This window comes from Desulfurobacterium crinifex (assembly GCF_054656775.1).
Window position 1 is genome coordinate 21987 of record NZ_BAAHXO010000002.1, and the last position, 18638, is coordinate 40624.

Below are 18638 nucleotides of genomic sequence, written 5' to 3' on the forward strand. Positions count from 1 at the left end.
TTCCCGAATTCTAATTTGATAATAACTCTCCCTCGGAGAAATTAAACCGTGCTACTAACCCTTTCAATTCACTCCACCAAAAAGAGTGTCGTAAATAAGCTGAAAAGAGCTTCAAAAACCTTCCAGCACTTCAAGAATCTAATCTATCTATGTGCAGCAGAATATTACCACACCACAAAAGACATTAAACCCTTCCTCTCTAAAACTTTCCTCGAAAAATTCGTAAAAGGAAGAGAAAAACTACCTTTTGAGAATGAAAAGATAAAGGAGTGGAAAAAGGAACTCGTAACCTTCTGGACAGAGAAGATAGGTTCAGATACAGCAAAAGCATTAGTTGGAACAGTTGCTAAAGAGTTCAAAAGTGTCCTGGAAAAGTGGAAAAATGGAGAGAGAGCATCACTACCAAAACCGAAAAAACTTGATTCTCTCTATTCATTCACCCTTGAAACCAATCCCAATATGGTAGTTGACAAGAGAGAACTACAGGGAAAGAGGAAATCCAACCACATAGTTATCCGAATTGGAAAAGACTTTGGAGCTGTTAAATTCAAGATTCCTGCTGGAATAGACATAAGACACATCAAGGTAAACTGGTCAGCATCAGGAGAAATAACTTACTTTGTAAACTATGAAGTTCCAGAAAACGAAATAGAGTTGAACAAAGACCTTTTCCTTTCCATAGACTTAGGAGTTAAAAATCTTGTTTCAGCAGTGTCAAACAAAGAAGGACTACCATCGTTTATCATCAATGGGAATTATTTAAAATCGTTTAACCAGTGGGTTAACAAACTATCAGCAAAACTTCAAAGCGAAGGAAAAGAAATAGAACAGAGGAAACTGTGGAGGTATAGAAGCAAGAGAATTAATCAGCTTTTTGGAGCAGTATCAAACTTCATAGTTGCACTCTGCTTAAAGGAAGGGATAGGGAAAATCGTTATTTCGGACAGCTTAACAGAGGAATATCAGAGAGAAAGCGATAAAGGAAAGAAGTTCAACCAGACATTTCGCTTTATTCCTCTTGGAAAGCTGATAGAAAAACTTGAATACAAATGTCAGTTAGCGGGAATAGAATTTCTCAGAGAACCTGAGATCTACACTTCAAAAATCTCAGCAGTAACGGGGAACATAGAGGAGATTTCCGGAAAGAGTAAAGAGGAGCTTACAGAAGAGGACATTAAAAAGCTACACTTCACGGGAAAGAGAGTTAAAAGAGGTCTTTTCAAAGACCAGAAACTCAATAAAGTTTTCAATGCTGACCTTAACGGAGCTTTAAACATTGCAATTAAGAAACTGGGAAAGGTGATTAGAGAAGAGTTTCTAAAACTTTCTAACTGGTTAGACAAGTTAAGTAGAGCGGTTAAACTGACACTTTTCTCTCATACAAAGTATTCCGTGAGTCCTCTATTTGAGAGGATAACGGATAGTAATTCCCTCCCCGCTCATAGTCTTAAAGAGTGGAGAGGCGAAGGACATCTGATAACGATAGCTAATGGAAGCTAACGAAAACTATCGTTTTTCAGATGTCCTTTTGTCGTCCTCATTCTCTATCATAGCGAATTCATCTGCATCGGGATTAATGAATACCTCGTGTTTCCCTATCTCAGGTTCTGAATCACTTTCACAAGTTTCTTTGGAAATTTCCTGTCTTTCATTAAATTCCCTAACTTCTACATCCTCATCACTTATATCGGAGGATCCTGTTAGTTTTTTAAGCTCCGTGAGGATTTTTTGGTTGATTTCTCTAGTTTCCTTCGTGTTTCGGTAGATTCCAAGCACAAAGAGAGGAACAAGGAAAGCCAATACTCCCATTGCGATAGAGATGATCCATAGAGGGAATAGAATGATGGCTAAGCTTTCCATTCCTGTTTCCTTTTCGTTGAAATTGGAGTTCTGTCGAGAAGTAAAAATTCCTCTTTCAATAGGTATTTAATTGAAATGTCCTCATCCAGATTTTCCCAATGAATACCAGTTCCATTTGCAGTTAGGTAATAGTTTTTTCTTTCTTTAGGAGAGGCTTTTTTGAGTCTTGGAAACCAGTCAAGAGGAACTCCTATTTCTCTACCGTCCCTGAGTTCAAAGTAAATTTTGCTATCGGTAAAACGGATGTTTTTAACTCCTATATCTCCTATCTTCTGTGCCATAGATGATACTCCTTTAAAAACTTTTCGAGATTAGCATTAACTATTTTAAGTATAGTATTAAGTTCCTTTCTGGAAAAGCCGTAGTTCTCAGCAATAGAAACTTTTGGTTTAAGCCAAACTTTTGCTTCGCAACCGCTTTTGACAACATGAACGTGAGGAGGTTCATTGCCCTCGTTAGAATAAAAGAAGAATCTGAACCCAAGTTCCCTGTGTAATGTAGGACTCAAAATTCCTCTCGCATTAAGAATTTTCTAATTCCTTTCTCAACTCTTGTAGATACTTCCTTACTGCCTCTTCAACTATTTCTGACCTTAGCAGTTTCTTTCTTTTTTTCAGCCTATATAGAGCTATAACATCTTCTATTTCCTCAACGAGCTTTTCGGGAAAGTAAAATCCTACTCTTACTTTCTTTTCCTCACTTGGCGGTCTTCCCATTAAATCCTCCAGAAAGATAGAACTTCAATATTATACCAATTAACTTAATGACCAAGATTCGGTTTAAAAATTAATTCTTTATTCCAAAAAATAATTTTGATATAATTACAAAAATTAGTTTGAAGAGGTTGGAAAGATGGCTATCTATCGTTGTGATGGAGTTACACTTCAAGCCAGGTATGTGAATGACCTACCTTCTATCAAGGAAGGAAAACCAGTAGAAGAAATCAAAACTATCTGGAGAGGAAAGCTCTCGGAACTTGTAGATGCTCTTGTAGAGGAATTTTTAAGCATAGAGAACTATTCAAGAATAGCCCGTAGCTGGCTGAATGCTCCTGTTTATGATGCGAACCTTCTGGAAGAGGGAATGCACTTAACGAAAGGGATAAAAATTAGCCTTGCAAGGATAGAGGAACTGCTTGAGGCTTTAAGTTTAGTGTCTCAAAAGTATAACGGTGGGGAATTTCCCATAGACGATAGAGAAGTTTGATTTTTCACGAGAGGGAACATTTATGAAAACAAGAGCTGAAAAAATCAAACAGGCAATTAAGGAAACTCGTGAAAAGAGAAAGAAACAGGTTTGCAAGGTTTATCAACTTAAACTTCAAAACTTAACTGATAAGGATATAGAACGGTTTAACAGGCTTTTTCTTGAAGCCAAATGGTTCTATAACTATGTGATAGCTGACCTTCCGAATAGGTTGAAATATGAAACTTACAAGCTAAAGGAAGTTGAAATTAAGACTCCAGAAGGATTTGAGAGAAGAGAACTAACAGTAATTTCTTCTCAGATGAAACAGGGGATTCTTGAAAGAACAAGGGATGATTTAAAAGCTCTTAAGTCTGCAAAAGGAAATGGTTCAAAAGTTGGGAAACTGAACTTTAAGTCAGAAGTTAACTCTATACCGCTAAAGCAATATAGGAACACTTACGAAATTTTTCGTGGGAGTAATAAAGTAAAGATTCAAGGTTTCAAAAAGAAATTCCGTATCCTTGGACTTCATCAGATACCCGAAAACGCCGAATTTGCCAACGCCTACTTTGTAAGAAAGCCATCGGGATTCTACATCCACGTTACCTGCTATCTACCCAAAGAACAGGTAATCAACGAAATAAAGGAAAAGCAGATTGATGAACCTATTGGAGTAGATTTAGGAATAAAGAACCAGCTTACTCTATCCAATGGAGAAAAAATCAGATGGCAAGTTCCAGAAACAAAGAGGCTTAAAAGACTCCAGCAGTCCCTTGCGAGAAAGAAAAAGGGAAGTAAAAACTATTGGAAAGTCTTAATGAAAATCAAAAGAGAGTATGAATACTTAACTAACAAGAGAAAAGATTTCCTGAAAAAGGCAGTTGCTTTTCTTAAAAGATTCAAATTCATAGCCATTCAGGATGATTCAATCAAAGGTTGGCAGGAAGGACTGTTCGGTAAGCAAGTTCATTACTCAGGAATAGGAGGAATAACTGCAAGGTTACGCAACCTTGCGACTCTTATTCCTGAGATGGTTAAGTTTGTTCCGAGATTTGAACCTACGACCCAAACCTGTTCAAGATGCGGACATAGGCAGAAGATTTCTCTATCGCAAAGAGTCTTTAAATGTGAGAAATGTGGGCTTGAAATTGACAGGGATATTAATTCGGCATTGGTCATTTTGAAACTTGGATTAGGAGCGGGGAAGGAAAACCCCGCTGTATAAATTAAACCCTACCCGTGGACTGCGGGGAAGTTAAGCCTGTGGAGAGGGGAAACCCTCTGTGAAGCAGGAAGCTCCTCACTTTAGTGAGGAGAGGATGTCACCTCAAAGATAACAATAGACTCTACATTTTGCATTCAAAAATTTCTGAATACCATCATAGTGATTGGAAAGGGACCTATGAGATAGACAAGTTGGCGATAGCCGAACTTATTGCAGTTTTGAAAGTGATAGAAGGAAAGCAGGAAGAAAAGGCTTCTCATTGAAAGAGTCTATGCTTTTTTAGGAGTGTAAACAGCACCCCAGTAAAGGATTCCAAGCAGTATAAGAATACCTAAAAAGATTAGTAAGCCAGCAATCGTATTCATTGTCAGTCCTCCAGAACGTTAATTTTATCTCTCCATTTTTTGAGTGTAATCCCTGTTATTATCAACGAGAAATAAAGAGCAACTATTCCAATACCTACCCACAGAGAAAATCCGTTTTTATGCCATAGCGTTATAGTTCCAGCTGCTACAAGGATGGAAATTGATACAGCTTTATTGAAAAGCTCTTTATAAAATTCAATCTCTTTTTCTAATCGCTTACACATTTCTAATGCCAGCGTCCCATCCAGTAACCGCCGAAGAACCCGTCGGCTTTTCCGTCATTATAGCCGTCTTCGTAAGCTGCAGCAATTGGATCTTCTTTGTATCTTTGTGCTCTTTCTCTTTCCCAATCCTTTTTGCCACGCATCCAGGCAATGAATAAAGAAGGTGGAAGAAGAGCACTCAGTATCAAGAAACCTTTTTCATATACATCTTCGCTAATATGTTGGTGCATTGGCTGGTGTAACACTGTTTCATTCAACCATCTATTAAATTCTGTTAGTGTAGTTATTACAGCACTATTTTTACCAAATATTAGTTCTATTCCATTTCCTATTGCTGCTAATGCTAGTGGACCAACCAACCATACAACCCATGCGATAGGAATTAATACATCCAAATTCCACACGATACCTTTCAAAACTCTTAAAACCGGTCTCAGGAAATAAACCCACACATAACCTACCACCTTTAACCACAGAGGAGCCTTCTTAACTACAACAACTTGAGGTTCTTCTTTTCTTCTCTTTTCGTCCCATACCTTTTCGAGAAGTTCAATAAGCAGTTCAGCCTGTTTGTAGGTCAGGAAATCAAGAGCCTTCAATTTGAAACCAAGACCTTCAGCTAACTTGTAAAGATTTGCTCCAGTAAGTTTCTGGAGTTGAGTGATTCTTTCAATCTGTTCAGCAGTTGCGAAACCTGTTCTCATAGCTCTTACCTCCTTAATGTTAATATCGTAACTAAAAATGCCTTTTAAAGTTCATATTCACACAAACGTTTGCATTTTCTCTTCTTTTATTTGCTTTTCCCTAAATTTTATCCTTGTTCCCAATAAACGTTTTTGAATAGGGTCAGTGACTCTGACTGTTAGTTTTCCTCTGGGTCTATCGCTAAGTTTGACTTCAGCTATTAGCTTGGCAATTTCATCTGCAAAACCGTGAGAAAGCACGTCGATTCCAGAGAAATCGATAAATACATCTTCTCCTTCAAAAATCAACTTCCTGACTTTATGTCTGAAGTTTTCTCCCGCACTTCGGGTGGATAGCAGGTTACCGAATAGTTCTTTAAGCATGAAAGTTTTCATAGCCATCCTCAGAAATTGATGAATTATCAACTTTCAAGCTCTTTCAAGTATTTTTCGAGTGCTTTTTCAACTATTTCTGACTTAGTTAGTTTTTCTTTCTTTGCAAGCATGCGTTTTGCAATGATTTCATCCATTTTCTCGTGGAGCACTTTAGAAATATAGAGTGTTACTCTAACCTTTTTTCCCTTCTGTTTCATTTGCCCTCCTGAAGAAAGTTCTAAAAAAAAGTTTACTGCATTGAGCTATATTGTCAATAAGTTTCCGATTCTTTAATACTTGACGTAAAGATGCAAATACGTTATACTACCTATAATCTCACTTAAAGGGGGTAATTGATGGCTATCTATCGTTGTGATGGAGTTACACTTCAAGCCAGGTATGTGAATGACTTACCTTCTATCAAGGAAGGAAAACCTGTCGAAGAAATCAAAACTATCTGGAGAGGGAAGCTCTCGGAACTTATAGATGCTCTTGTAGAGGAATTTTTAAGCATAGAGAATTATTCAAGAATAGCCCGTAGCTGGCTGAATGTTCCTGTCTATGATGCGAACCTTCTGGAAGAGGGGATGCAATTGACGAGAGGGATAAAGGTTAGCCTTGCAAGGATAGAGGAACTGCTTGAGGCTTTAAACTTAGTGTCTCAAAAGTATAACGGTGGGGAATTTCCCATAGATGATAGAGAAGTTTGATTTTTTTTCGAGAGGCTGAAAATTAAAATGGAGAAAATCGGATGATAACTCTTCAATGCAGACTGGAATTTAAAACACCAGAAGAGGAAAAAGAAGTATTAGAACTTATGCAGAACTTCTCATCCTGCACAAGGTACGCATACAACCGACTCTTAGAAGGAGCAAACAGAAAAGAACTCAAAAAACACCTGCAGAAAGTATTCCCTCTCAATTCAAGATACTGTGACGATGCCATTATGAAAGCCAATGAGGTTTTAAAAAGCTGTAAGGAAAGGAAACAGAACCCTAAGAAAGTTATATTCGGAACCAGGAAACTGTTTGAGAAACTCAAAAAGAAACACCTGACAGGAAGAAGGAAAGAGAAACTAAAAAAGGAATGGAAAGAGAAAAGACAGGGAACAGCATATTCAAGAGGAGATAAAAGCAAAAAAGGAAACTTAAACCTGAGATTTGTCCTCATAGACGGGAAACTGTATTTAAGAATAAACACAGGTAAAGGAAGATACGTTTATGCTGAAGTTCACAGGAACGTTCAGAAAGGGAGAGCAGAAAGGGACAAATGGATTAACTTTATTGAGAACCTGCTTGTAGGAGAGACCACAGGAAATCACATTCCCTATTCGGTTGAACTTAAAAAGAAAAGTGGGAAAATATATGCATTTATTAGCTTTAACGAGGAAGTCCCAGAAGTTTCAATAACAAAAGAGTGTGGAGTAATAGGAATAGACATTAATGCAAGTCCGTTTCACATAGCGTATGCAGAAGTGAAAGAAGATGGGAATCTTAAAAGTTTTGGAAGAATATCCCTTGAAGAACTTATCGGGAAAAGCAGAGGAGAAAGAGAAATACTCTCCTGGAAAGTTGCTCACGAGATAGTCAACTTAGCAAAAGAAAAGAAGAGAGCGATAGCGATAGAGGACATAAAGAAATTGCCAAGAGGCAATAGAGGAGATGGAAGGAAGAAACTGAGGAAGAGATTGCAGCAGTTTATTTACAAGGGGATACTTCAAAAGATAGAAGTTTTAGCAAGGAGAGAAGGGATAGAGGTAGTTAAGGTAAATCCAGCATTTACCTCAGTGATAGGACAGCTCAAGTATGCTCCTCAATATCTCCTTGACAAAGATGTTGCAGGGGCGTTTGTAATAGGAAGGAGGGGAATAGGATTTAAGGAAGAAATACCTGAAAACTATCTAAAGCTTCTTGAAAAAGAGGAGTTCCTTAACTATTCTCTTTACAGGTTGGAAGAAAAGAAAAAGGAACTGAAAGAGAAACTGGAAAAAGAAACCAACAACTGGAAGAGGAAAGCTTTAAAAGGAGAGCTGAAAAGGATAAATTCAGACATAAAAGCTGTAAAGAAGGAGATAATAACACTTGAAAGCTCTGGGAGTGATTCAGCTACCCGACAGCAGACCTCTGGAGGGAACAAGTCTGTGAGGGGTCTCTCTAAGGAGAGGCGAAAAAGCTGGAGAGTTCTCAGAGCAGTCCTCACCTTCCCTCTTCTTGGGAAGTTCTTTGTGAGGGACTTCTCACCCCTGAGGGCTGTATTGATTTCAGGGGCATGGGAGAGGGTGGTGGAGGGATTAGTTCCTGTACCTGGTGCAGGGGCTATGGATACCCTGAAAAAACCGCCTGCTGGGGGTTCGGGGTATCCTGAAGAGGCGGAATACAAATACCCCAGCCGGAATTGCACTAATGTGCAGTTCTGTTAACCAGGTAGGAGCTATGAATCTCGGCTATGACAGAGATGCTTTCTACTACTTCATTGACCGCTTTCTGGTAATTCTTGATGAGGTAAAGAGAGAAAATCTGGCAATAGATGGTTACCTCTTCCCTTTACAATGTTTCGATGAAGAAGGAAGGGATGTAGTTATAAGAGGAGTTCCTATCAAAGAATGCACTTTGGATTTCTTTTACGACTTCCTTCATGAGGAGATGTTCAGGAGAGATGATGAACCTCTTCTAATAGCTATTCCTGTAAATGACCTGAATGAAGAGGGAAAGTATAAAATGCTTTACTTTGAAGGAGCTACGCTTGAAGGTGCTGAAATCATAGACAGAATAAGAGATACAGTATGCAACTACATAGAAAATTTTTTTAGTAAGAAAGGAGGAAGAAAAAGGTGAGAAGGTTCCTGGGAATTGCAACTGTAGGACTACTGATTCTTTCTGGATGTGCTTCAACTTCTGGTTTTCAAACTTCCACAAAAAAGGAAGAGATAAAAGACGATCTAACCAGTCTAAGGAAACACCTAAAGTATCGTTATTGGAAGTTTTTACCTGTCAGCGACACAGAAACCATAGTGGTTTACACTGATGGAGGCTGGGGAGTTCCTTACGCCATAAGATTTGCAAGTGCATTAAACGAATACTGCACTTATCAAGGGGGAAAGCTGGTTTCAGGAAATGGACTTGATAAGGTTTCCTTCTCCGATTTCTTGGACGAAAAAGGACATTACAATGCCTTAACTGCACGCAATGAAATGCTCAAATATTTTGGTCCAGGAATTACTTACAAATGTGAAGGTGGTCATGATTCGTTTGAAGTATCCTCTGTAAAAGGCAACCATCAGTTTTACAGAAGTACAGGAGACAGCAAATACTTTGTTTCTGCTTACATTAAAGCTTCTAAACCAGATGCATTCATAGATAATGGATTTTTCAATAAAAAGTCCCTTGAAAAGTATAAAAATCTTGACTTAAAAGGGTTTATCAAGAGCGAGTGTGGTTTCTTTGGAGATTTAAAATTCGGCAACTGGAGAGGTAACAAATATTTTGCTGAAACCACATTAAAAAATCCCAATCCAACGTATGTATATGAACCTGAAAGCTGGACCAAAGGTATGGGAATAATTTGGAAATCCGTCGAATTCTGTAAAGCTCATGGTGGTGAATTAAGAAAAATAACATCTGGAAAGGATTTACCACTTGATATGTGGATTAAAGATTACTTCCTCAAAGATAGAGGATACAACTACATATATAGCAGTGGAAGCTACTATTCGCCAGTAGAAGGTCTGTACTATTGTGCCAACTCTGAAGTTCCTTTCATGGAACAGCTTAAATTTCAAGGAGTAAGCAAAACCGGCGGTAAATTTAAAATCATTATCAAAGAAGGGATTGACAAGAGCCTGATCCCAGCTTCTGCAAGCCAAGGAGAGTTTTCTCATACTAAACCTCAAAGCAAATCTACATCTGCAGGTAAAAACGTAATGCAAAGCCTTACAGCATCAATCGAGGACATAATCGCCATTAAAACTTCTAAAAGAGGAGACCTTATCAAGAAAGTAGGTTCAATTGTTTACAGAGGCACCTTCAATGGAAAGGAAAGGAATTGTGAATATGTAAGTGTCCTTACCTATACGCAGGGACTTCCTGGAGATACCATCATCAACTACAAAATCTGCAATGGACAGATAGTCGAGAAAGAACCCACCGGTGTAGAAAGTGTCCCTTCCGACGTAAAAGCTCTTATCCCAAAAGTTGCCAAACTGGCACAGCTTCACGGTAGAGCAGAAATGGAAGGAAATGGAGGATATAGAATAATTGCTAATGCTGTAAGAGATGAAAAGCAATGTGCAGTTGAAGTTAAGATTCTGAAGGGAATAAAATTAGTAAGGGATGAAATAGTTAATGCCTGTAAACTCTAATTAAGGAGGAAACATTTAAACCTGGCAAAGAATTGAAGACTATTGAGTAGTCGGCCATATTAGCCCCTAATTCTCCTCTTCTTAGAGAACCCGCCGTCAGGCGGGAATTTTTGCATACATGCTATACTATAACAGTATATGTGATAATGTAATTGGGATTATATCAAGATGATAAAGTCTTACGGCAATAAGGAGACAAAAGAGTTACATGAAAAGGGACACTCTAAGAAACTTCCTCAAAGAATTATTGCAAGGGCTCGCAGGAAATTAGATCAACTTGACTCAGCTGTTTCTCTCGAAGATTTAAAAGTTCCTAAGAGCAACAAGCTCAAAAAGTTGGAAGGAAAACTTCAAGACTACTGGAGAATAAAGATAGACAAACAATATGCAATTATCTTCAAATTTAAAAATGGAGATGCCTACGACGTTCAAATAGTTGATTATCATGATTAACACAATTTCGGAGGTTGTTATGCAATATAAACCTATTCCAGTTTGGGAAAGAGAAGCACCACCTACTCATCCTGGAGAAATTCTTAGAGACATACTTGAAGATGAAGGAATTACCCAGAATAGGTTAGCAAAAGAAATAGGAGTTAGCTTCCGTGCTGTGAACGAACTAATTAATGGAAAAAGAAGGATTACTCCAGAAATGGCATTAAGGCTTGCAAAACGTTTCGAGACTACCCCACTGTTCTGGTTAAATCTACAAGCTAATTATGACCTCTGGAAAGCAGCAAGGAAATTAGAAATAGTAGAGCACTACAAATGAAGAGCCTGAGTGTAGTGATCGGAAGGAATCTGTAAAATAGACGAGCTGGCAATCTTGCAGTTTTAAAGATAGTGGAAGAAAAGCAGGAAAAAAAAGGCTCCAAAGAGTCTATGCTTTTTTGGGAGTGTAAACAGCACCCCAGTAAAGGATTCCAAGCAGTATAAGAATGCCTAAAAAGATTAGTAAGCCAGCAATTGTATTCATTATCAGTCCTTCAAAACGTTAACTTTTTATTATCAGGGAGGAAGTTACTCCTTTTTAAGTTCTTCTGCTATTGCTTCAAGAAGTTCTCGAATCGCAGATATATTCTTGTGGATTGCATACACGAACCATGGAAGAAAGAATAGAAGAATTCCTGTGGCTATACCAACTGCTATCATTAAGAGGTATAGAACATTTCCGATCCCATCCATCATACTATCTCCTTTTTCGGTCTATATGGTCTAAACTACTTGTTGTGTCTCTCCAGCTTCCTTTCTCAAAGAAAAGGTTATACTTTCACCGTAAAACTTTATTTCTATTTTGTCATAGAGGACAACAGGCTTCCTGCTTCTACCTTCATTTTCAAGCTCTATAAGACCTAAGTCATGTAAACTCATAACATCTGTATAAACTGTCCTGAAGTCCCTGCCTATCTTTTCGGCTAAGTCTCTGATGGATCTTGGTTTCAATTTTTCTATTTTCTCCAGGATAGAAAAGAGCTTTACGACTTTAGGTAACTTTTGGATAGAAATGAATACTTCATTTTCCTTGGGAATAGGAGATTTACTTATCAGCTCTTCGATGTTGACTTCATTTTGTTTCTTTAGTTTTTCTAAAATGGAATAGAAAGAGTCCACTGCCTTTTTTCTCAACTCTTTGACTGTATGTTCACTTTCTACAATGTAGATAGTTAGCTTTTCTTTAGTTCTAATATCCTGCATAAAGCAACTCCTCAAAGTCCATCGCTAACACTTGATTCTCGTTCTTTGGGAACTTCCTCACCATCTTTTCTGGAATTCCTGTATGCTTCTTCCATTTCTTTCAGCCTATTTCCATTTCTCAGCTCTTCTAAAAAAGATTCCGGTTCTATGTCTGAGTTTTCCCATGCCCCAAAAGCTTCATTAAGAGCTTTGAGAAGTTGAAACTTTCTCTGCTTGCTAAAGAATCTTTCATTTTCTTCGCACGGCATGTTTGCAATCCGTTTCCTCAACTGAATTATGCTTTTTCATAAAGCTCTTCCCGATTAAACTTGTAGTTGTTGGAACGAACTTTCTTACGGATTCTCTCTATTGCTTTAAAGATATTTTCAACCTCAGATGTTCTTTCTTCAGAGAAGTCAAAGAAACCATTTTTACATCTGCATACTCCTTCTTTAAGCAAGAATTCCCTCAAAAAGTCTTCTCTTACTTCTATCGGATGGATGACTTTGTCTCTTTGGGACTTTTTTCCCCTTCTGGGTGAGTTGCGGTAGCTTTCAAGATAATTTCTCCAGCGTGCTTCTACGACTTTCTCTGTTAGAATATCATCCAGAATGTAAACTCCCTCATTTCCGATAATTACTTTGACTTTTCCTGTAGCCAGAATTTTCACTGTATAATCGTCAGGATTTTCTTTCGGATGAACCACACTTCCAAGCACTGCTGAGTAATACTCTTCGTTTTTCCGCTTTTTCTCATATCTCTTCATTTTTACTGTATGGAATTCCATAGTGCCCTCCATTAAACTCTTATCTCTGAAGATAAGTCCTATTTTTAGAAAGTCAAGTTGTTTGTTGGTTATGATGTTGACAAGCTATTTATACACAATAGATTTATATTTGTTTATTTAAATGTCTATTGGAGGTTGTGTTGAATAATTTTGTTTTATGGGACACTAATCTTTGGATTTATCTATTTAGTGATCAGGAAGTATGGAAAAGAGATATGCTTGAAGAACTTTTAAAGGAGCTTTCGGGAAAGATAGTAATTTCAATGCAGGTACTTAAGGAATTAGCTCACGTTTTGCAGGTAAAATTGAAAGTTGAAAAAGAAGAAGTCTTTAGATTTATAGAAGTTCTTTCTGAAAGTTGTGTAGTGTTTAATGAATCTCCTTCCACAGTAAAATTGGCAGTAGAGCTTAAAGACAGTTTTAGACTTCAATTCTGGGATGCCTGTATTATAGCTTCTGCTTTAGAAAATGGAATTCCACTGATTCTGACCGAGGATGTAACATATCCAGTTATAGAGTGGAAAGGCAAAAAGGTTGAGATTGCTAATCCATTTGTTTAGAGTGAACTTTCACTTTATCTCTCTGGCATCTTTGATAATTTTGTATAGCATATACGAAAAAAGTGGTCCAACTGTAAGAATGAATATTAAAGTGATGATTATTTCTTTCTCCATCTTGCTACTTCAGTTCTATTACGCTTTTATTACCTCTTTGACCTCTTCCACAAGTCATAATCTTCTTGAAATCTCAACCAGAATTCTGGGGAAGTTTCGAACCTTTCTGCAAGTTTTATAGCTATCTCTGGAGAAATGGATCTCTTCTCATTTACAAGTTCATCAATTACTTTAAGGTTAATTCCAAGTTCTTCTGCCAATTGAGCTTGAGTTAAATCAAGCGGTTTTAAGAATTCTTCCCTTAAAATTTCTCCTGGATGAACAGGGGGAACTTCAAGTTCCAGTATGTTAACGGCAGGGTAACTCTTCCTTTCTTTCAGTATCCTTTCCAGCTTGCTGACCTTAATAACCATTGGTATTCCTCCTTAATTTCCATCAATTCCATCGACTAAATTGTTAAAGCTCTTCTTGAAACCTTTTTTTTCTTCTTTGTGAGCTTGAGCTCCTTTACCTGCCTGTTTTTCCTCTAATAGTTCTTTCAATAGACTTTCCTCTCCCTGTAAGTGCTGAATAACCTTCTGAAGTATGCCCTTTTCTTTGGCATATCTAAGTATAATGTTAACTGCCTTGGATCTGCTTCTGTCCAGAGTTTTAAGCATATCCGCAATGTCTTTGTCTATAGAAAAATACATTCTTTCTTTCTTTGCCATCTTACTCCCCCTTTGCTCCATAGTAATAGCCACGAACATTGGAAAATTCAGGTTCTTCAGGGATAAATACATTTCCCATATCTTTTAAGTAGTCTTTTATGTATCTTGCTCCACCTCCTGCAAACACAACATATTCTGCTTTTTCAAGTATTTGTTCGTAATCTGCTTGAAGTTTGTTCATTACATACTCGGCATATTCTTCCGAGAGTTCATTGACTATTTCGGTTAAGTCATGTTCCACTCCAGATAACTTAATCTTTTTTCTGTTAAGAGCTTCTTTTATGTCCTGCTCTGGAAGTTGAACACTTGTAAGTTCTGTTCTGATGAATTCTTCCAATGCTTTTGTTATCTTGACAACACCTTCGTTTTGGTAAGCTCTTGACATTGCAAGGCTGAACTTACCTTTTTCGTTTACGTATCCTATGTCGAGTGTGTTATATCCGATGTCAACTATTAAAACCTGTGGAATCTTTTCTCCTTTTTCATGTGAAAAGTCCAGATATATCCCATAGCCCTGTGGCATTACAAGAATATTTTCCTGCGGGACGGAAACTACTCTTTTATCAAAAGAAAAAGTTGATAGAGATTCTATATACTCTTTCTTTCTGTTAAAGTCTGTAAGAGCAAGGCCTGTTACAACTCCACTCAGCTCCTTAATGTTTTCTGTAATGACTATTTTTGCCAGTAGGAGAGGAGAGTATTTTTTGATGTAAGAGAATGTTCTGGTTGTGAACGGGTTATGCATTATTGCTTCCTTACCAACTAAAAACTTTTTACCATTGAACTTGATAATGTTGTCTTCTGTATATTCAGAGACATTCAGAAATGTGGAAACTCTTGCAATCGCATTGGGAAATTTCCCTTTTTTAAAGGATTTAAATTCTTCATCTGTAACTATGTACTTCACATCTCCGTAACCGAAATCAGCTATGAGCAGATTCATCTTTTCCTCCTTCTTTTGGATGTTTTTACTATTCTATACCTAAAGTATAGTTTAGTCAACTAAACTATTGTATAGTTTACTATCGTAATGTTTGGTTAAATAGACCTTAAATAGTTTAAAGCCTTGAAACAGAACAAAAATTTTCACTGGCTTTAGATTTAGTTTATTGTTGAGTTGACATAACTTTACTATACTAAACTATACTATCGTATAGTGAAGTTATTGATAGTGGAGACAGGAATATCCTTTGAAGTTCTCCAGCTATTGTGGATACAAAGTTTTTAGTGGATACAAATTTTTTAGCTGGTAAATAACTACTATGTAGTTATTAAGCTCCCCAAAATGTATCCCAGCCTGAAATAAAGGTTAGTTACCAAAGGTTGCTATATATAAACGATACTTTACTATTGGAAACTTTACTTATGTAAACTTTGGATTACTAAGGTAAAGATTAGTTTACTTAACTATTTTCTAAATATCTTTAGTTTCTTCCCTTTGAGGATGTGAGACTTTGTTACCAAAACTCTCTGATTTAGATATTCCTTTACCTGCTCAGGTAGGTTTATCTGCTTATTGAATTTTCTTCTATTATTCCTGATGTATATTAGCTGCCATATCAACTCTCTTTTGTCCTGGAACTTTTTTATTCTTTCGAAGAACCTTTTTACTTCTGGTGGCATTCCGGATAATGCATAGTAGAAAAGAAGAGCTGATGGTTCAATGCCTTCCTCATTTGCTTTTTTCACAAGGTAGTTTACTGTGGTAACTGCTTCAGGAGAAAAATTCTCTTCAATGGATATTCGTTTCAAATCTATGGGACTTAGAATGTTCCCAGATTTTAGAAGCCAGAAAAGGGTATCAAACTGAAAAATCTTTTCAGCATCTATGGTATGGATTCTCTCTATTCTGGTGTTTCTTTCTTTTTTCCTGAAATATAGAGTGAGACCAGCAGCGATTTCTAAATCATCAACTTTTCTCAGGTTAGTTTCTATTTCCGAAAATACCTTTTGCCATTCGCTACCTTTTTTCTTCTTAACTGCTCTAATTTTTTCCTCTGTAAAAGCTCCCAGCATAACTTCAGCTTCTTGATAAATTTTGATCCATTCTTTCCTTATCTTTTCTGCTGAAAGCTTGCTTAACCTTCTATTGTGCTGAAATCGCTGGGAGGCTACAAGGAGACGGGAAGGGTTTTCCATTCCGCAAGCTAAAGCTATTAACAGCATGTCTGTGTAACTTCGCACGTTAAATTTTTTTTTCAGGTAGCCAGCCATATATACCAAGGATGGTGGTTTCTTATAAATGAAAGTAAGTCTTCCTCCTTTTTTAATAATTCGTTTTTTTCCACTCTTCAGATATTTGTCTGAGAGGAAATATTCTGTTGAGAGCTCCACTTCCGTTATTTTTCTCCTGTAGCATTCATAAGAGTAGAGAATCAACGGAATATCGTTCTGTTTCACTCTATAAGAACTCTTATCGGGAAAAAGCACCTTCAGGGACTTGCTTAGATGACTTCTGTTTTCCATAGGAATTTTTTATCTCCTTATTTTCTGTATTTCTTCAAAACTTCTTCAATCTGTTCCATAGCCTGATTAATCTTTTCTCTGTCCTGTGGATCTGTTACAACAGTCATTACAGCTCTTTTATAGTCATTTGCCATCAACGAAAGATTTTCTTTCAGGGTTTCTGTTTTATACCAGTGATAGAGTGCCCAAGCTCCAATGAGTGCAAGGATGAAAAGGAGAGTTTCGCCTATAAATCCTTTTCTCATGCTTTTCTCCTATTGAAAAGGTTCTATAAGTCGTAATTTGTTGGTGCTAATAGTATGTGGTGTCCAAATATTAGAAGGTAAGTAATGTCAAAGATAAGTGGAGGAAGTAGTATTAAGCTTTCGGAAGAAAAAAGACTTAGCAGAATACTTGCTATAACTATTTCAGGTATTACAATTGGATGGGAAAATAGATTTTCTGTCATAAGGGTTAAGATATTTTCAGTTGAGATTCCTCCTACTTTAGCGAAAAAAGTAGCCACACAAAGGATTACAATAACTGTGATTATGTTAGAAAAGAGAAACCTTTCTGTTAGGGATGATTTTGAAGGCCGTGAGTACGTTGCTTTTACTTTTCTCTCTGGAAGTGTGATTCTTTCCCTCTTTACGTTACACTTTGTTGAAGCCAATGGGATGGCATGGACTAATAGAGCGGTTTTCTTATCTTCGCTGTGAAAAGAGCTGCAGGTTCTCATCTTTCCTCCTTAACAAAGACACGCAGCCTCGCTACCGCTTGGCTGCTGTGCCTTTATTTGAATTTTTGAAAAAAAGAGAAACTTACCTTTCCTTATCTTCCATATTTTCCATAGCTTCCCAGAGAGCTTTCACTATCTTTTCCTCTATCTTGGGATAATCTTCTACTTTAACATCTGAAGCTCCCAGCTCTATATACATCTCTTCTTCTTCAAGCAGGTATCGGGGAAGAGAATATAACTGGTGGAGGTGTTCGCACTCTTCAGAACTTCCTTTCCAAATGACTTTTTTCGCAGTGTAGTTATTATCAAGCTCTATGAGAACATATTCTTTATCTGGGTTTCTTAACAAACCAAAGAGAAGTGGAACTTTGTCGGTCTTAATCACTAATGGTTCATCTACCAATCCGAAAGGAGTTTTATACTGAAGGAAAAAGCTTTCGTCTGTTTCTATGGTGTTTCCAAAAATTAATCGCATCTCGCCTTCGCTAAATCCCCTTGCGGCTTCGGCTTCTCCTACATCAAAAAGTGCAAGGATTTTCCATTTTTCCATTTTTATCCTCCATTCTATTCCGGGTTTTTGAAGAAAAAGGAATCAGGATGCTTATCGCTCGTGAACCATGTTTCTTTCAGCTTCTTTAGAAGTATTTCTAAACTTTTCGAATGAGATTTTTCCTCCAGCCTTTCAATGTGATAACCAAAAGCCCAATCTCCACAGGAAATCCAAAACTTAGGTTCTTCCTTGATATTCTTTTCCCAGCCTTCAGAAAGGTCTGATCTATCTACCTGTAAACCTTTAGCGTAAACAAAACAGGGAACTTCTTTTATTTTGTACTTCCTGAAAAGAAGAGGGTCTATTTCTATAAGTGCAGAGTATTCGCTATGCTCATCGGGTTTGATAACTTTCTGCAGGAATTCCAGAGTGGGTTTGATGTAACGGCATCCACCTATGCAACCTCTAAGGACCATAACAATACGATCCGTTTGTAACCTGTCCAGAACTGCTGCATAATCTCTCCAGACACTTAAAGGGATGGAAGAACTCATAAAGATGTAAAGTCTTTCATCTTCCTTGAAGATTTCAGAACTCTGTTTTTTTTCGGTTTTGCTTTTACCGTTTCCTTCAGCAATCCTTACACTTTTGCCGTCATAATGAATTTTCTCCTTCCACTCTTCCACTTTCGGTTTCACTTTTCCCTGGTAAATCCTGTAAAGGTTCTCAGCTTCCTTTTTCATTTCTTCTTCATTTCTGTTTTTCACTTCTGGAAGTTTCAGCTCCTCAGCTTCTTTGAATCTTTTTTCAAGAACACTGTTTAGAGAAGGAGAATCCCCTGCAAAAGCAGAGGACAGTAAGAGGGGAAGCATGAAAGGGAGGGCAACGATGGACTTCAATTT

General features: G+C 37.4%; 31 protein-coding genes. 12 read left to right on the forward strand and 19 right to left on the reverse strand.

Translation table 11 applies throughout. The annotated features are described in order from the left end of the window. Nucleotides 1-48: 48 nt before the first annotated feature. Nucleotides 49-1500 carry an RNA-guided endonuclease InsQ/TnpB family protein gene (locus ACYQ3A_RS00915; protein ID WP_459894676.1) on the forward strand — a complete coding sequence of 484 codons (1452 nt, stop codon included), beginning with the start codon at nucleotides 49-51 and terminating at the stop codon, nucleotides 1498-1500. Nucleotides 1501-1506: 6 nt separating this feature from the next. Here the strand turns inward: ACYQ3A_RS00915 and ACYQ3A_RS00920 are convergent, their stop codons facing one another. Genes ACYQ3A_RS00920 through ACYQ3A_RS00935 form a run of 4 tightly spaced genes read right to left on the reverse strand, consistent with a single transcriptional unit; the run spans nucleotide 1507 to nucleotide 2576 of the window. After that, nucleotides 1507-1800, reverse strand: a complete 294-nt coding sequence (locus ACYQ3A_RS00920) for a hypothetical protein (protein WP_459894678.1) — start codon at nucleotides 1798-1800, stop codon at nucleotides 1507-1509. Nucleotides 1801-1847: 47 nt separating this feature from the next. Continuing rightward, nucleotides 1848-2141, reverse strand: coding sequence for a DUF2442 domain-containing protein (locus ACYQ3A_RS00925; RefSeq protein WP_459894681.1), 294 nt, complete (start codon nucleotides 2139-2141; stop codon nucleotides 1848-1850). Then, nucleotides 2126-2368: a DUF4160 domain-containing protein gene (locus tag ACYQ3A_RS00930; RefSeq protein WP_459894684.1), complete on the reverse strand. Its 243-nt coding sequence runs from the start codon at nucleotides 2366-2368 to the stop codon at nucleotides 2126-2128. The genes ACYQ3A_RS00925 and ACYQ3A_RS00930 overlap by 16 nt, the downstream gene beginning before the upstream one ends. A gap of 13 nt (nucleotides 2369-2381) precedes the next feature. Then, complete coding sequence (locus ACYQ3A_RS00935; protein ID WP_459894686.1) at nucleotides 2382-2576, reverse strand: hypothetical protein; 195 nt, start codon at nucleotides 2574-2576, stop codon at nucleotides 2382-2384. 136 nt (nucleotides 2577-2712) lie between these two features. Between ACYQ3A_RS00935 and ACYQ3A_RS00940 the strand changes: the two genes are divergently transcribed. The 3 genes from ACYQ3A_RS00940 (at nucleotide 2713) to ACYQ3A_RS00950 (ending at nucleotide 4536) form a co-directional block, all read left to right on the forward strand. After that, nucleotides 2713-3066, forward strand: coding sequence for a hypothetical protein (locus ACYQ3A_RS00940; protein WP_459894672.1), 354 nt, complete (start codon nucleotides 2713-2715; stop codon nucleotides 3064-3066). A gap of 22 nt (nucleotides 3067-3088) precedes the next feature. Then, nucleotides 3089-4273, forward strand: coding sequence for an RNA-guided endonuclease InsQ/TnpB family protein (locus ACYQ3A_RS00945; protein WP_459894689.1), 1185 nt, complete (start codon nucleotides 3089-3091; stop codon nucleotides 4271-4273). Between the two features lie 83 nt (nucleotides 4274-4356). After that, nucleotides 4357-4536: a hypothetical protein gene (locus ACYQ3A_RS00950; protein WP_459894691.1), complete on the forward strand. Its 180-nt coding sequence runs from the start codon at nucleotides 4357-4359 to the stop codon at nucleotides 4534-4536. 104 nt (nucleotides 4537-4640) lie between these two features. On the opposite strand, the gene ACYQ3A_RS00955 is transcribed toward ACYQ3A_RS00950, so the two are convergent. The 4 genes from ACYQ3A_RS00955 to ACYQ3A_RS00970 are packed head-to-tail and all read right to left on the reverse strand — an operon-like array spanning nucleotide 4641 to nucleotide 6138. Next, complete coding sequence (locus ACYQ3A_RS00955; protein WP_459894693.1) at nucleotides 4641-4862, reverse strand: hypothetical protein; 222 nt, start codon at nucleotides 4860-4862, stop codon at nucleotides 4641-4643. A 2-nt stretch (nucleotides 4863-4864) separates the two neighbouring features. Beyond that, nucleotides 4865-5566, reverse strand: a complete 702-nt coding sequence (locus ACYQ3A_RS00960) for a hypothetical protein (RefSeq protein WP_459894695.1) — start codon at nucleotides 5564-5566, stop codon at nucleotides 4865-4867. 57 nt (nucleotides 5567-5623) lie between these two features. After that, complete coding sequence (locus tag ACYQ3A_RS00965; protein ID WP_459894697.1) at nucleotides 5624-5941, reverse strand: STAS-like domain-containing protein; 318 nt, start codon at nucleotides 5939-5941, stop codon at nucleotides 5624-5626. A gap of 26 nt (nucleotides 5942-5967) precedes the next feature. Beyond that, nucleotides 5968-6138, reverse strand: coding sequence for a hypothetical protein (locus tag ACYQ3A_RS00970; RefSeq protein WP_459894670.1), 171 nt, complete (start codon nucleotides 6136-6138; stop codon nucleotides 5968-5970). 138 nt (nucleotides 6139-6276) lie between these two features. On the opposite strand from ACYQ3A_RS00970, the gene ACYQ3A_RS00975 reads away from it, so the two are divergent. The 6 genes from ACYQ3A_RS00975 to ACYQ3A_RS01000 all read left to right on the forward strand — a co-directional run bounded on the left by ACYQ3A_RS00975 (nucleotide 6277) and on the right by ACYQ3A_RS01000 (nucleotide 11049). Further along, nucleotides 6277-6630 carry a hypothetical protein gene (locus tag ACYQ3A_RS00975; protein ID WP_459894699.1) on the forward strand — a complete coding sequence of 118 codons (354 nt, stop codon included), beginning with the start codon at nucleotides 6277-6279 and terminating at the stop codon, nucleotides 6628-6630. Between the two features lie 41 nt (nucleotides 6631-6671). Beyond that, nucleotides 6672-8339, forward strand: a complete 1668-nt coding sequence (locus tag ACYQ3A_RS00980; protein WP_459894701.1) for an IS200/IS605 family accessory protein TnpB-related protein — start codon at nucleotides 6672-6674, stop codon at nucleotides 8337-8339. 13 nt (nucleotides 8340-8352) lie between these two features. Further along, nucleotides 8353-8754 (forward strand): hypothetical protein, encoded by a 402-nt coding sequence (locus ACYQ3A_RS00985; RefSeq protein WP_459894703.1) that lies wholly within the window; start codon nucleotides 8353-8355, stop codon nucleotides 8752-8754. Continuing rightward, the gene (locus ACYQ3A_RS00990; RefSeq protein WP_459894706.1) at nucleotides 8751-10277 is read left to right on the forward strand and encodes a hypothetical protein; all 1527 of its coding nucleotides are present in this window, start codon (nucleotides 8751-8753) and stop codon (nucleotides 10275-10277) included. The genes ACYQ3A_RS00985 and ACYQ3A_RS00990 overlap by 4 nt, the downstream gene beginning before the upstream one ends. A gap of 168 nt (nucleotides 10278-10445) precedes the next feature. Then, a complete protein-coding gene (locus ACYQ3A_RS00995; protein ID WP_459894709.1) occupies nucleotides 10446-10730 on the forward strand; it encodes a type II toxin-antitoxin system RelE/ParE family toxin in 285 nt (94 codons plus the stop codon). A gap of 19 nt (nucleotides 10731-10749) precedes the next feature. Further along, entirely contained in the window at nucleotides 10750-11049 is a 300-nt protein-coding gene (locus ACYQ3A_RS01000) for a HigA family addiction module antitoxin (RefSeq protein WP_459894711.1), read from the forward strand. Between the two features lie 248 nt (nucleotides 11050-11297). Here ACYQ3A_RS01000 and ACYQ3A_RS01005 read toward each other — a convergent pair whose 3' ends face one another. The 4 genes from ACYQ3A_RS01005 to ACYQ3A_RS01020 are packed head-to-tail and all read right to left on the reverse strand — an operon-like array spanning nucleotide 11298 to nucleotide 12738. Next, nucleotides 11298-11465, reverse strand: coding sequence for a hypothetical protein (locus tag ACYQ3A_RS01005; protein WP_459894713.1), 168 nt, complete (start codon nucleotides 11463-11465; stop codon nucleotides 11298-11300). A 27-nt stretch (nucleotides 11466-11492) separates the two neighbouring features. Further along, nucleotides 11493-11972 carry an HVO_A0114 family putative DNA-binding protein gene (locus ACYQ3A_RS01010; protein ID WP_459894716.1) on the reverse strand — a complete coding sequence of 160 codons (480 nt, stop codon included), beginning with the start codon at nucleotides 11970-11972 and terminating at the stop codon, nucleotides 11493-11495. 11 nt (nucleotides 11973-11983) lie between these two features. Further along, the gene (locus tag ACYQ3A_RS01015; RefSeq protein WP_459894719.1) at nucleotides 11984-12220 is read right to left on the reverse strand and encodes a hypothetical protein; all 237 of its coding nucleotides are present in this window, start codon (nucleotides 12218-12220) and stop codon (nucleotides 11984-11986) included. A gap of 26 nt (nucleotides 12221-12246) precedes the next feature. After that, on the reverse strand, nucleotides 12247-12738 hold the full coding sequence (locus ACYQ3A_RS01020; RefSeq protein WP_459894722.1) for a hypothetical protein: 492 nt from the start codon (nucleotides 12736-12738) through the stop codon (nucleotides 12247-12249). Nucleotides 12739-12878: 140 nt separating this feature from the next. On the opposite strand from ACYQ3A_RS01020, the gene ACYQ3A_RS01025 reads away from it, so the two are divergent. Then, nucleotides 12879-13298: a PIN domain-containing protein gene (locus ACYQ3A_RS01025; RefSeq protein ID WP_459894725.1), complete on the forward strand. Its 420-nt coding sequence runs from the start codon at nucleotides 12879-12881 to the stop codon at nucleotides 13296-13298. Between the two features lie 143 nt (nucleotides 13299-13441). Here ACYQ3A_RS01025 and ACYQ3A_RS01030 read toward each other — a convergent pair whose 3' ends face one another. From ACYQ3A_RS01030 to ACYQ3A_RS01050, 5 genes are all read right to left on the reverse strand, one after another. Continuing rightward, nucleotides 13442-13765, reverse strand: a complete 324-nt coding sequence (locus ACYQ3A_RS01030) for a HigA family addiction module antitoxin (protein ID WP_459894727.1) — start codon at nucleotides 13763-13765, stop codon at nucleotides 13442-13444. 12 nt (nucleotides 13766-13777) lie between these two features. Then, a complete protein-coding gene (locus tag ACYQ3A_RS01035; RefSeq protein ID WP_459894729.1) occupies nucleotides 13778-14062 on the reverse strand; it encodes a hypothetical protein in 285 nt (94 codons plus the stop codon). 1 nt (nucleotide 14063) lies between these two features. Then, a complete protein-coding gene (locus tag ACYQ3A_RS01040; protein ID WP_459894732.1) occupies nucleotides 14064-15005 on the reverse strand; it encodes a ParM/StbA family protein in 942 nt (313 codons plus the stop codon). A gap of 464 nt (nucleotides 15006-15469) precedes the next feature. Then, a complete protein-coding gene (locus tag ACYQ3A_RS01045) occupies nucleotides 15470-16528 on the reverse strand; it encodes a hypothetical protein (protein WP_459894734.1) in 1059 nt (352 codons plus the stop codon). Between the two features lie 17 nt (nucleotides 16529-16545). Continuing rightward, nucleotides 16546-16773 (reverse strand): hypothetical protein, encoded by a 228-nt coding sequence (locus ACYQ3A_RS01050; RefSeq protein WP_459894737.1) that lies wholly within the window; start codon nucleotides 16771-16773, stop codon nucleotides 16546-16548. 84 nt (nucleotides 16774-16857) lie between these two features. On the opposite strand from ACYQ3A_RS01050, the gene ACYQ3A_RS01055 reads away from it, so the two are divergent. After that, complete coding sequence (locus tag ACYQ3A_RS01055; RefSeq protein ID WP_459894739.1) at nucleotides 16858-17226, forward strand: hypothetical protein; 369 nt, start codon at nucleotides 16858-16860, stop codon at nucleotides 17224-17226. Nucleotides 17227-17328: 102 nt separating this feature from the next. Here ACYQ3A_RS01055 and ACYQ3A_RS01060 read toward each other — a convergent pair whose 3' ends face one another. Together ACYQ3A_RS01060 and ACYQ3A_RS01065 are read right to left on the reverse strand one after the other, a co-directional pair. Beyond that, on the reverse strand, nucleotides 17329-17796 hold the full coding sequence (locus tag ACYQ3A_RS01060) for a hypothetical protein (protein WP_459894741.1): 468 nt from the start codon (nucleotides 17794-17796) through the stop codon (nucleotides 17329-17331). A 14-nt stretch (nucleotides 17797-17810) separates the two neighbouring features. Continuing rightward, nucleotides 17811-18635, reverse strand: coding sequence for a TrbC family F-type conjugative pilus assembly protein (locus ACYQ3A_RS01065; protein WP_459894744.1), 825 nt, complete (start codon nucleotides 18633-18635; stop codon nucleotides 17811-17813). Between the last annotated feature and the right edge of the window lie 3 nt (nucleotides 18636-18638).

Excerpts from the sequence above, each read along its gene's own strand:
- ACYQ3A_RS00925 (WP_459894681.1), bottom strand. The coding sequence starts at position 2,141 with ATGGCACAGAAGATAGGAGATATAGGAGTTAAAAACATCCGTTTTACC.
- ACYQ3A_RS00935 (WP_459894686.1), bottom strand. The coding sequence starts at position 2,576 with ATGGGAAGACCGCCAAGTGAGGAAAAGAAAGTAAGAGTAGGATTTTAC.
- ACYQ3A_RS00940 (WP_459894672.1), top strand. The coding sequence starts at position 2,713 with ATGGCTATCTATCGTTGTGATGGAGTTACACTTCAAGCCAGGTATGTG.
- ACYQ3A_RS00945 (WP_459894689.1), top strand. The coding sequence starts at position 3,089 with ATGAAAACAAGAGCTGAAAAAATCAAACAGGCAATTAAGGAAACTCGT.
- ACYQ3A_RS00955 (WP_459894693.1), bottom strand. The coding sequence starts at position 4,862 with ATGTGTAAGCGATTAGAAAAAGAGATTGAATTTTATAAAGAGCTTTTC.
- ACYQ3A_RS00960 (WP_459894695.1), bottom strand. The coding sequence starts at position 5,566 with ATGAGAACAGGTTTCGCAACTGCTGAACAGATTGAAAGAATCACTCAA.
- ACYQ3A_RS00965 (WP_459894697.1), bottom strand. The coding sequence starts at position 5,941 with ATGAAAACTTTCATGCTTAAAGAACTATTCGGTAACCTGCTATCCACC.
- ACYQ3A_RS00970 (WP_459894670.1), bottom strand. The coding sequence starts at position 6,138 with ATGAAACAGAAGGGAAAAAAGGTTAGAGTAACACTCTATATTTCTAAA.
- ACYQ3A_RS00975 (WP_459894699.1), top strand. The coding sequence starts at position 6,277 with ATGGCTATCTATCGTTGTGATGGAGTTACACTTCAAGCCAGGTATGTG.
- ACYQ3A_RS00980 (WP_459894701.1), top strand. The coding sequence starts at position 6,672 with ATGATAACTCTTCAATGCAGACTGGAATTTAAAACACCAGAAGAGGAA.
- ACYQ3A_RS00985 (WP_459894703.1), top strand. The coding sequence starts at position 8,353 with ATGAATCTCGGCTATGACAGAGATGCTTTCTACTACTTCATTGACCGC.
- ACYQ3A_RS00995 (WP_459894709.1), top strand. The coding sequence starts at position 10,446 with ATGATAAAGTCTTACGGCAATAAGGAGACAAAAGAGTTACATGAAAAG.
- ACYQ3A_RS01000 (WP_459894711.1), top strand. The coding sequence starts at position 10,750 with ATGCAATATAAACCTATTCCAGTTTGGGAAAGAGAAGCACCACCTACT.
- ACYQ3A_RS01005 (WP_459894713.1), bottom strand. The coding sequence starts at position 11,465 with ATGATGGATGGGATCGGAAATGTTCTATACCTCTTAATGATAGCAGTT.
- ACYQ3A_RS01010 (WP_459894716.1), bottom strand. The coding sequence starts at position 11,972 with ATGCAGGATATTAGAACTAAAGAAAAGCTAACTATCTACATTGTAGAA.
- ACYQ3A_RS01015 (WP_459894719.1), bottom strand. The coding sequence starts at position 12,220 with ATGCCGTGCGAAGAAAATGAAAGATTCTTTAGCAAGCAGAGAAAGTTT.
- ACYQ3A_RS01020 (WP_459894722.1), bottom strand. The coding sequence starts at position 12,738 with ATGGAATTCCATACAGTAAAAATGAAGAGATATGAGAAAAAGCGGAAA.
- ACYQ3A_RS01030 (WP_459894727.1), bottom strand. The coding sequence starts at position 13,765 with ATGGTTATTAAGGTCAGCAAGCTGGAAAGGATACTGAAAGAAAGGAAG.
- ACYQ3A_RS01035 (WP_459894729.1), bottom strand. The coding sequence starts at position 14,062 with ATGGCAAAGAAAGAAAGAATGTATTTTTCTATAGACAAAGACATTGCG.
- ACYQ3A_RS01040 (WP_459894732.1), bottom strand. The coding sequence starts at position 15,005 with ATGAATCTGCTCATAGCTGATTTCGGTTACGGAGATGTGAAGTACATA.
- ACYQ3A_RS01045 (WP_459894734.1), bottom strand. The coding sequence starts at position 16,528 with ATGGAAAACAGAAGTCATCTAAGCAAGTCCCTGAAGGTGCTTTTTCCC.
- ACYQ3A_RS01050 (WP_459894737.1), bottom strand. The coding sequence starts at position 16,773 with ATGAGAAAAGGATTTATAGGCGAAACTCTCCTTTTCATCCTTGCACTC.
- ACYQ3A_RS01055 (WP_459894739.1), top strand. The coding sequence starts at position 16,858 with ATGTCAAAGATAAGTGGAGGAAGTAGTATTAAGCTTTCGGAAGAAAAA.
- ACYQ3A_RS01060 (WP_459894741.1), bottom strand. The coding sequence starts at position 17,796 with ATGGAAAAATGGAAAATCCTTGCACTTTTTGATGTAGGAGAAGCCGAA.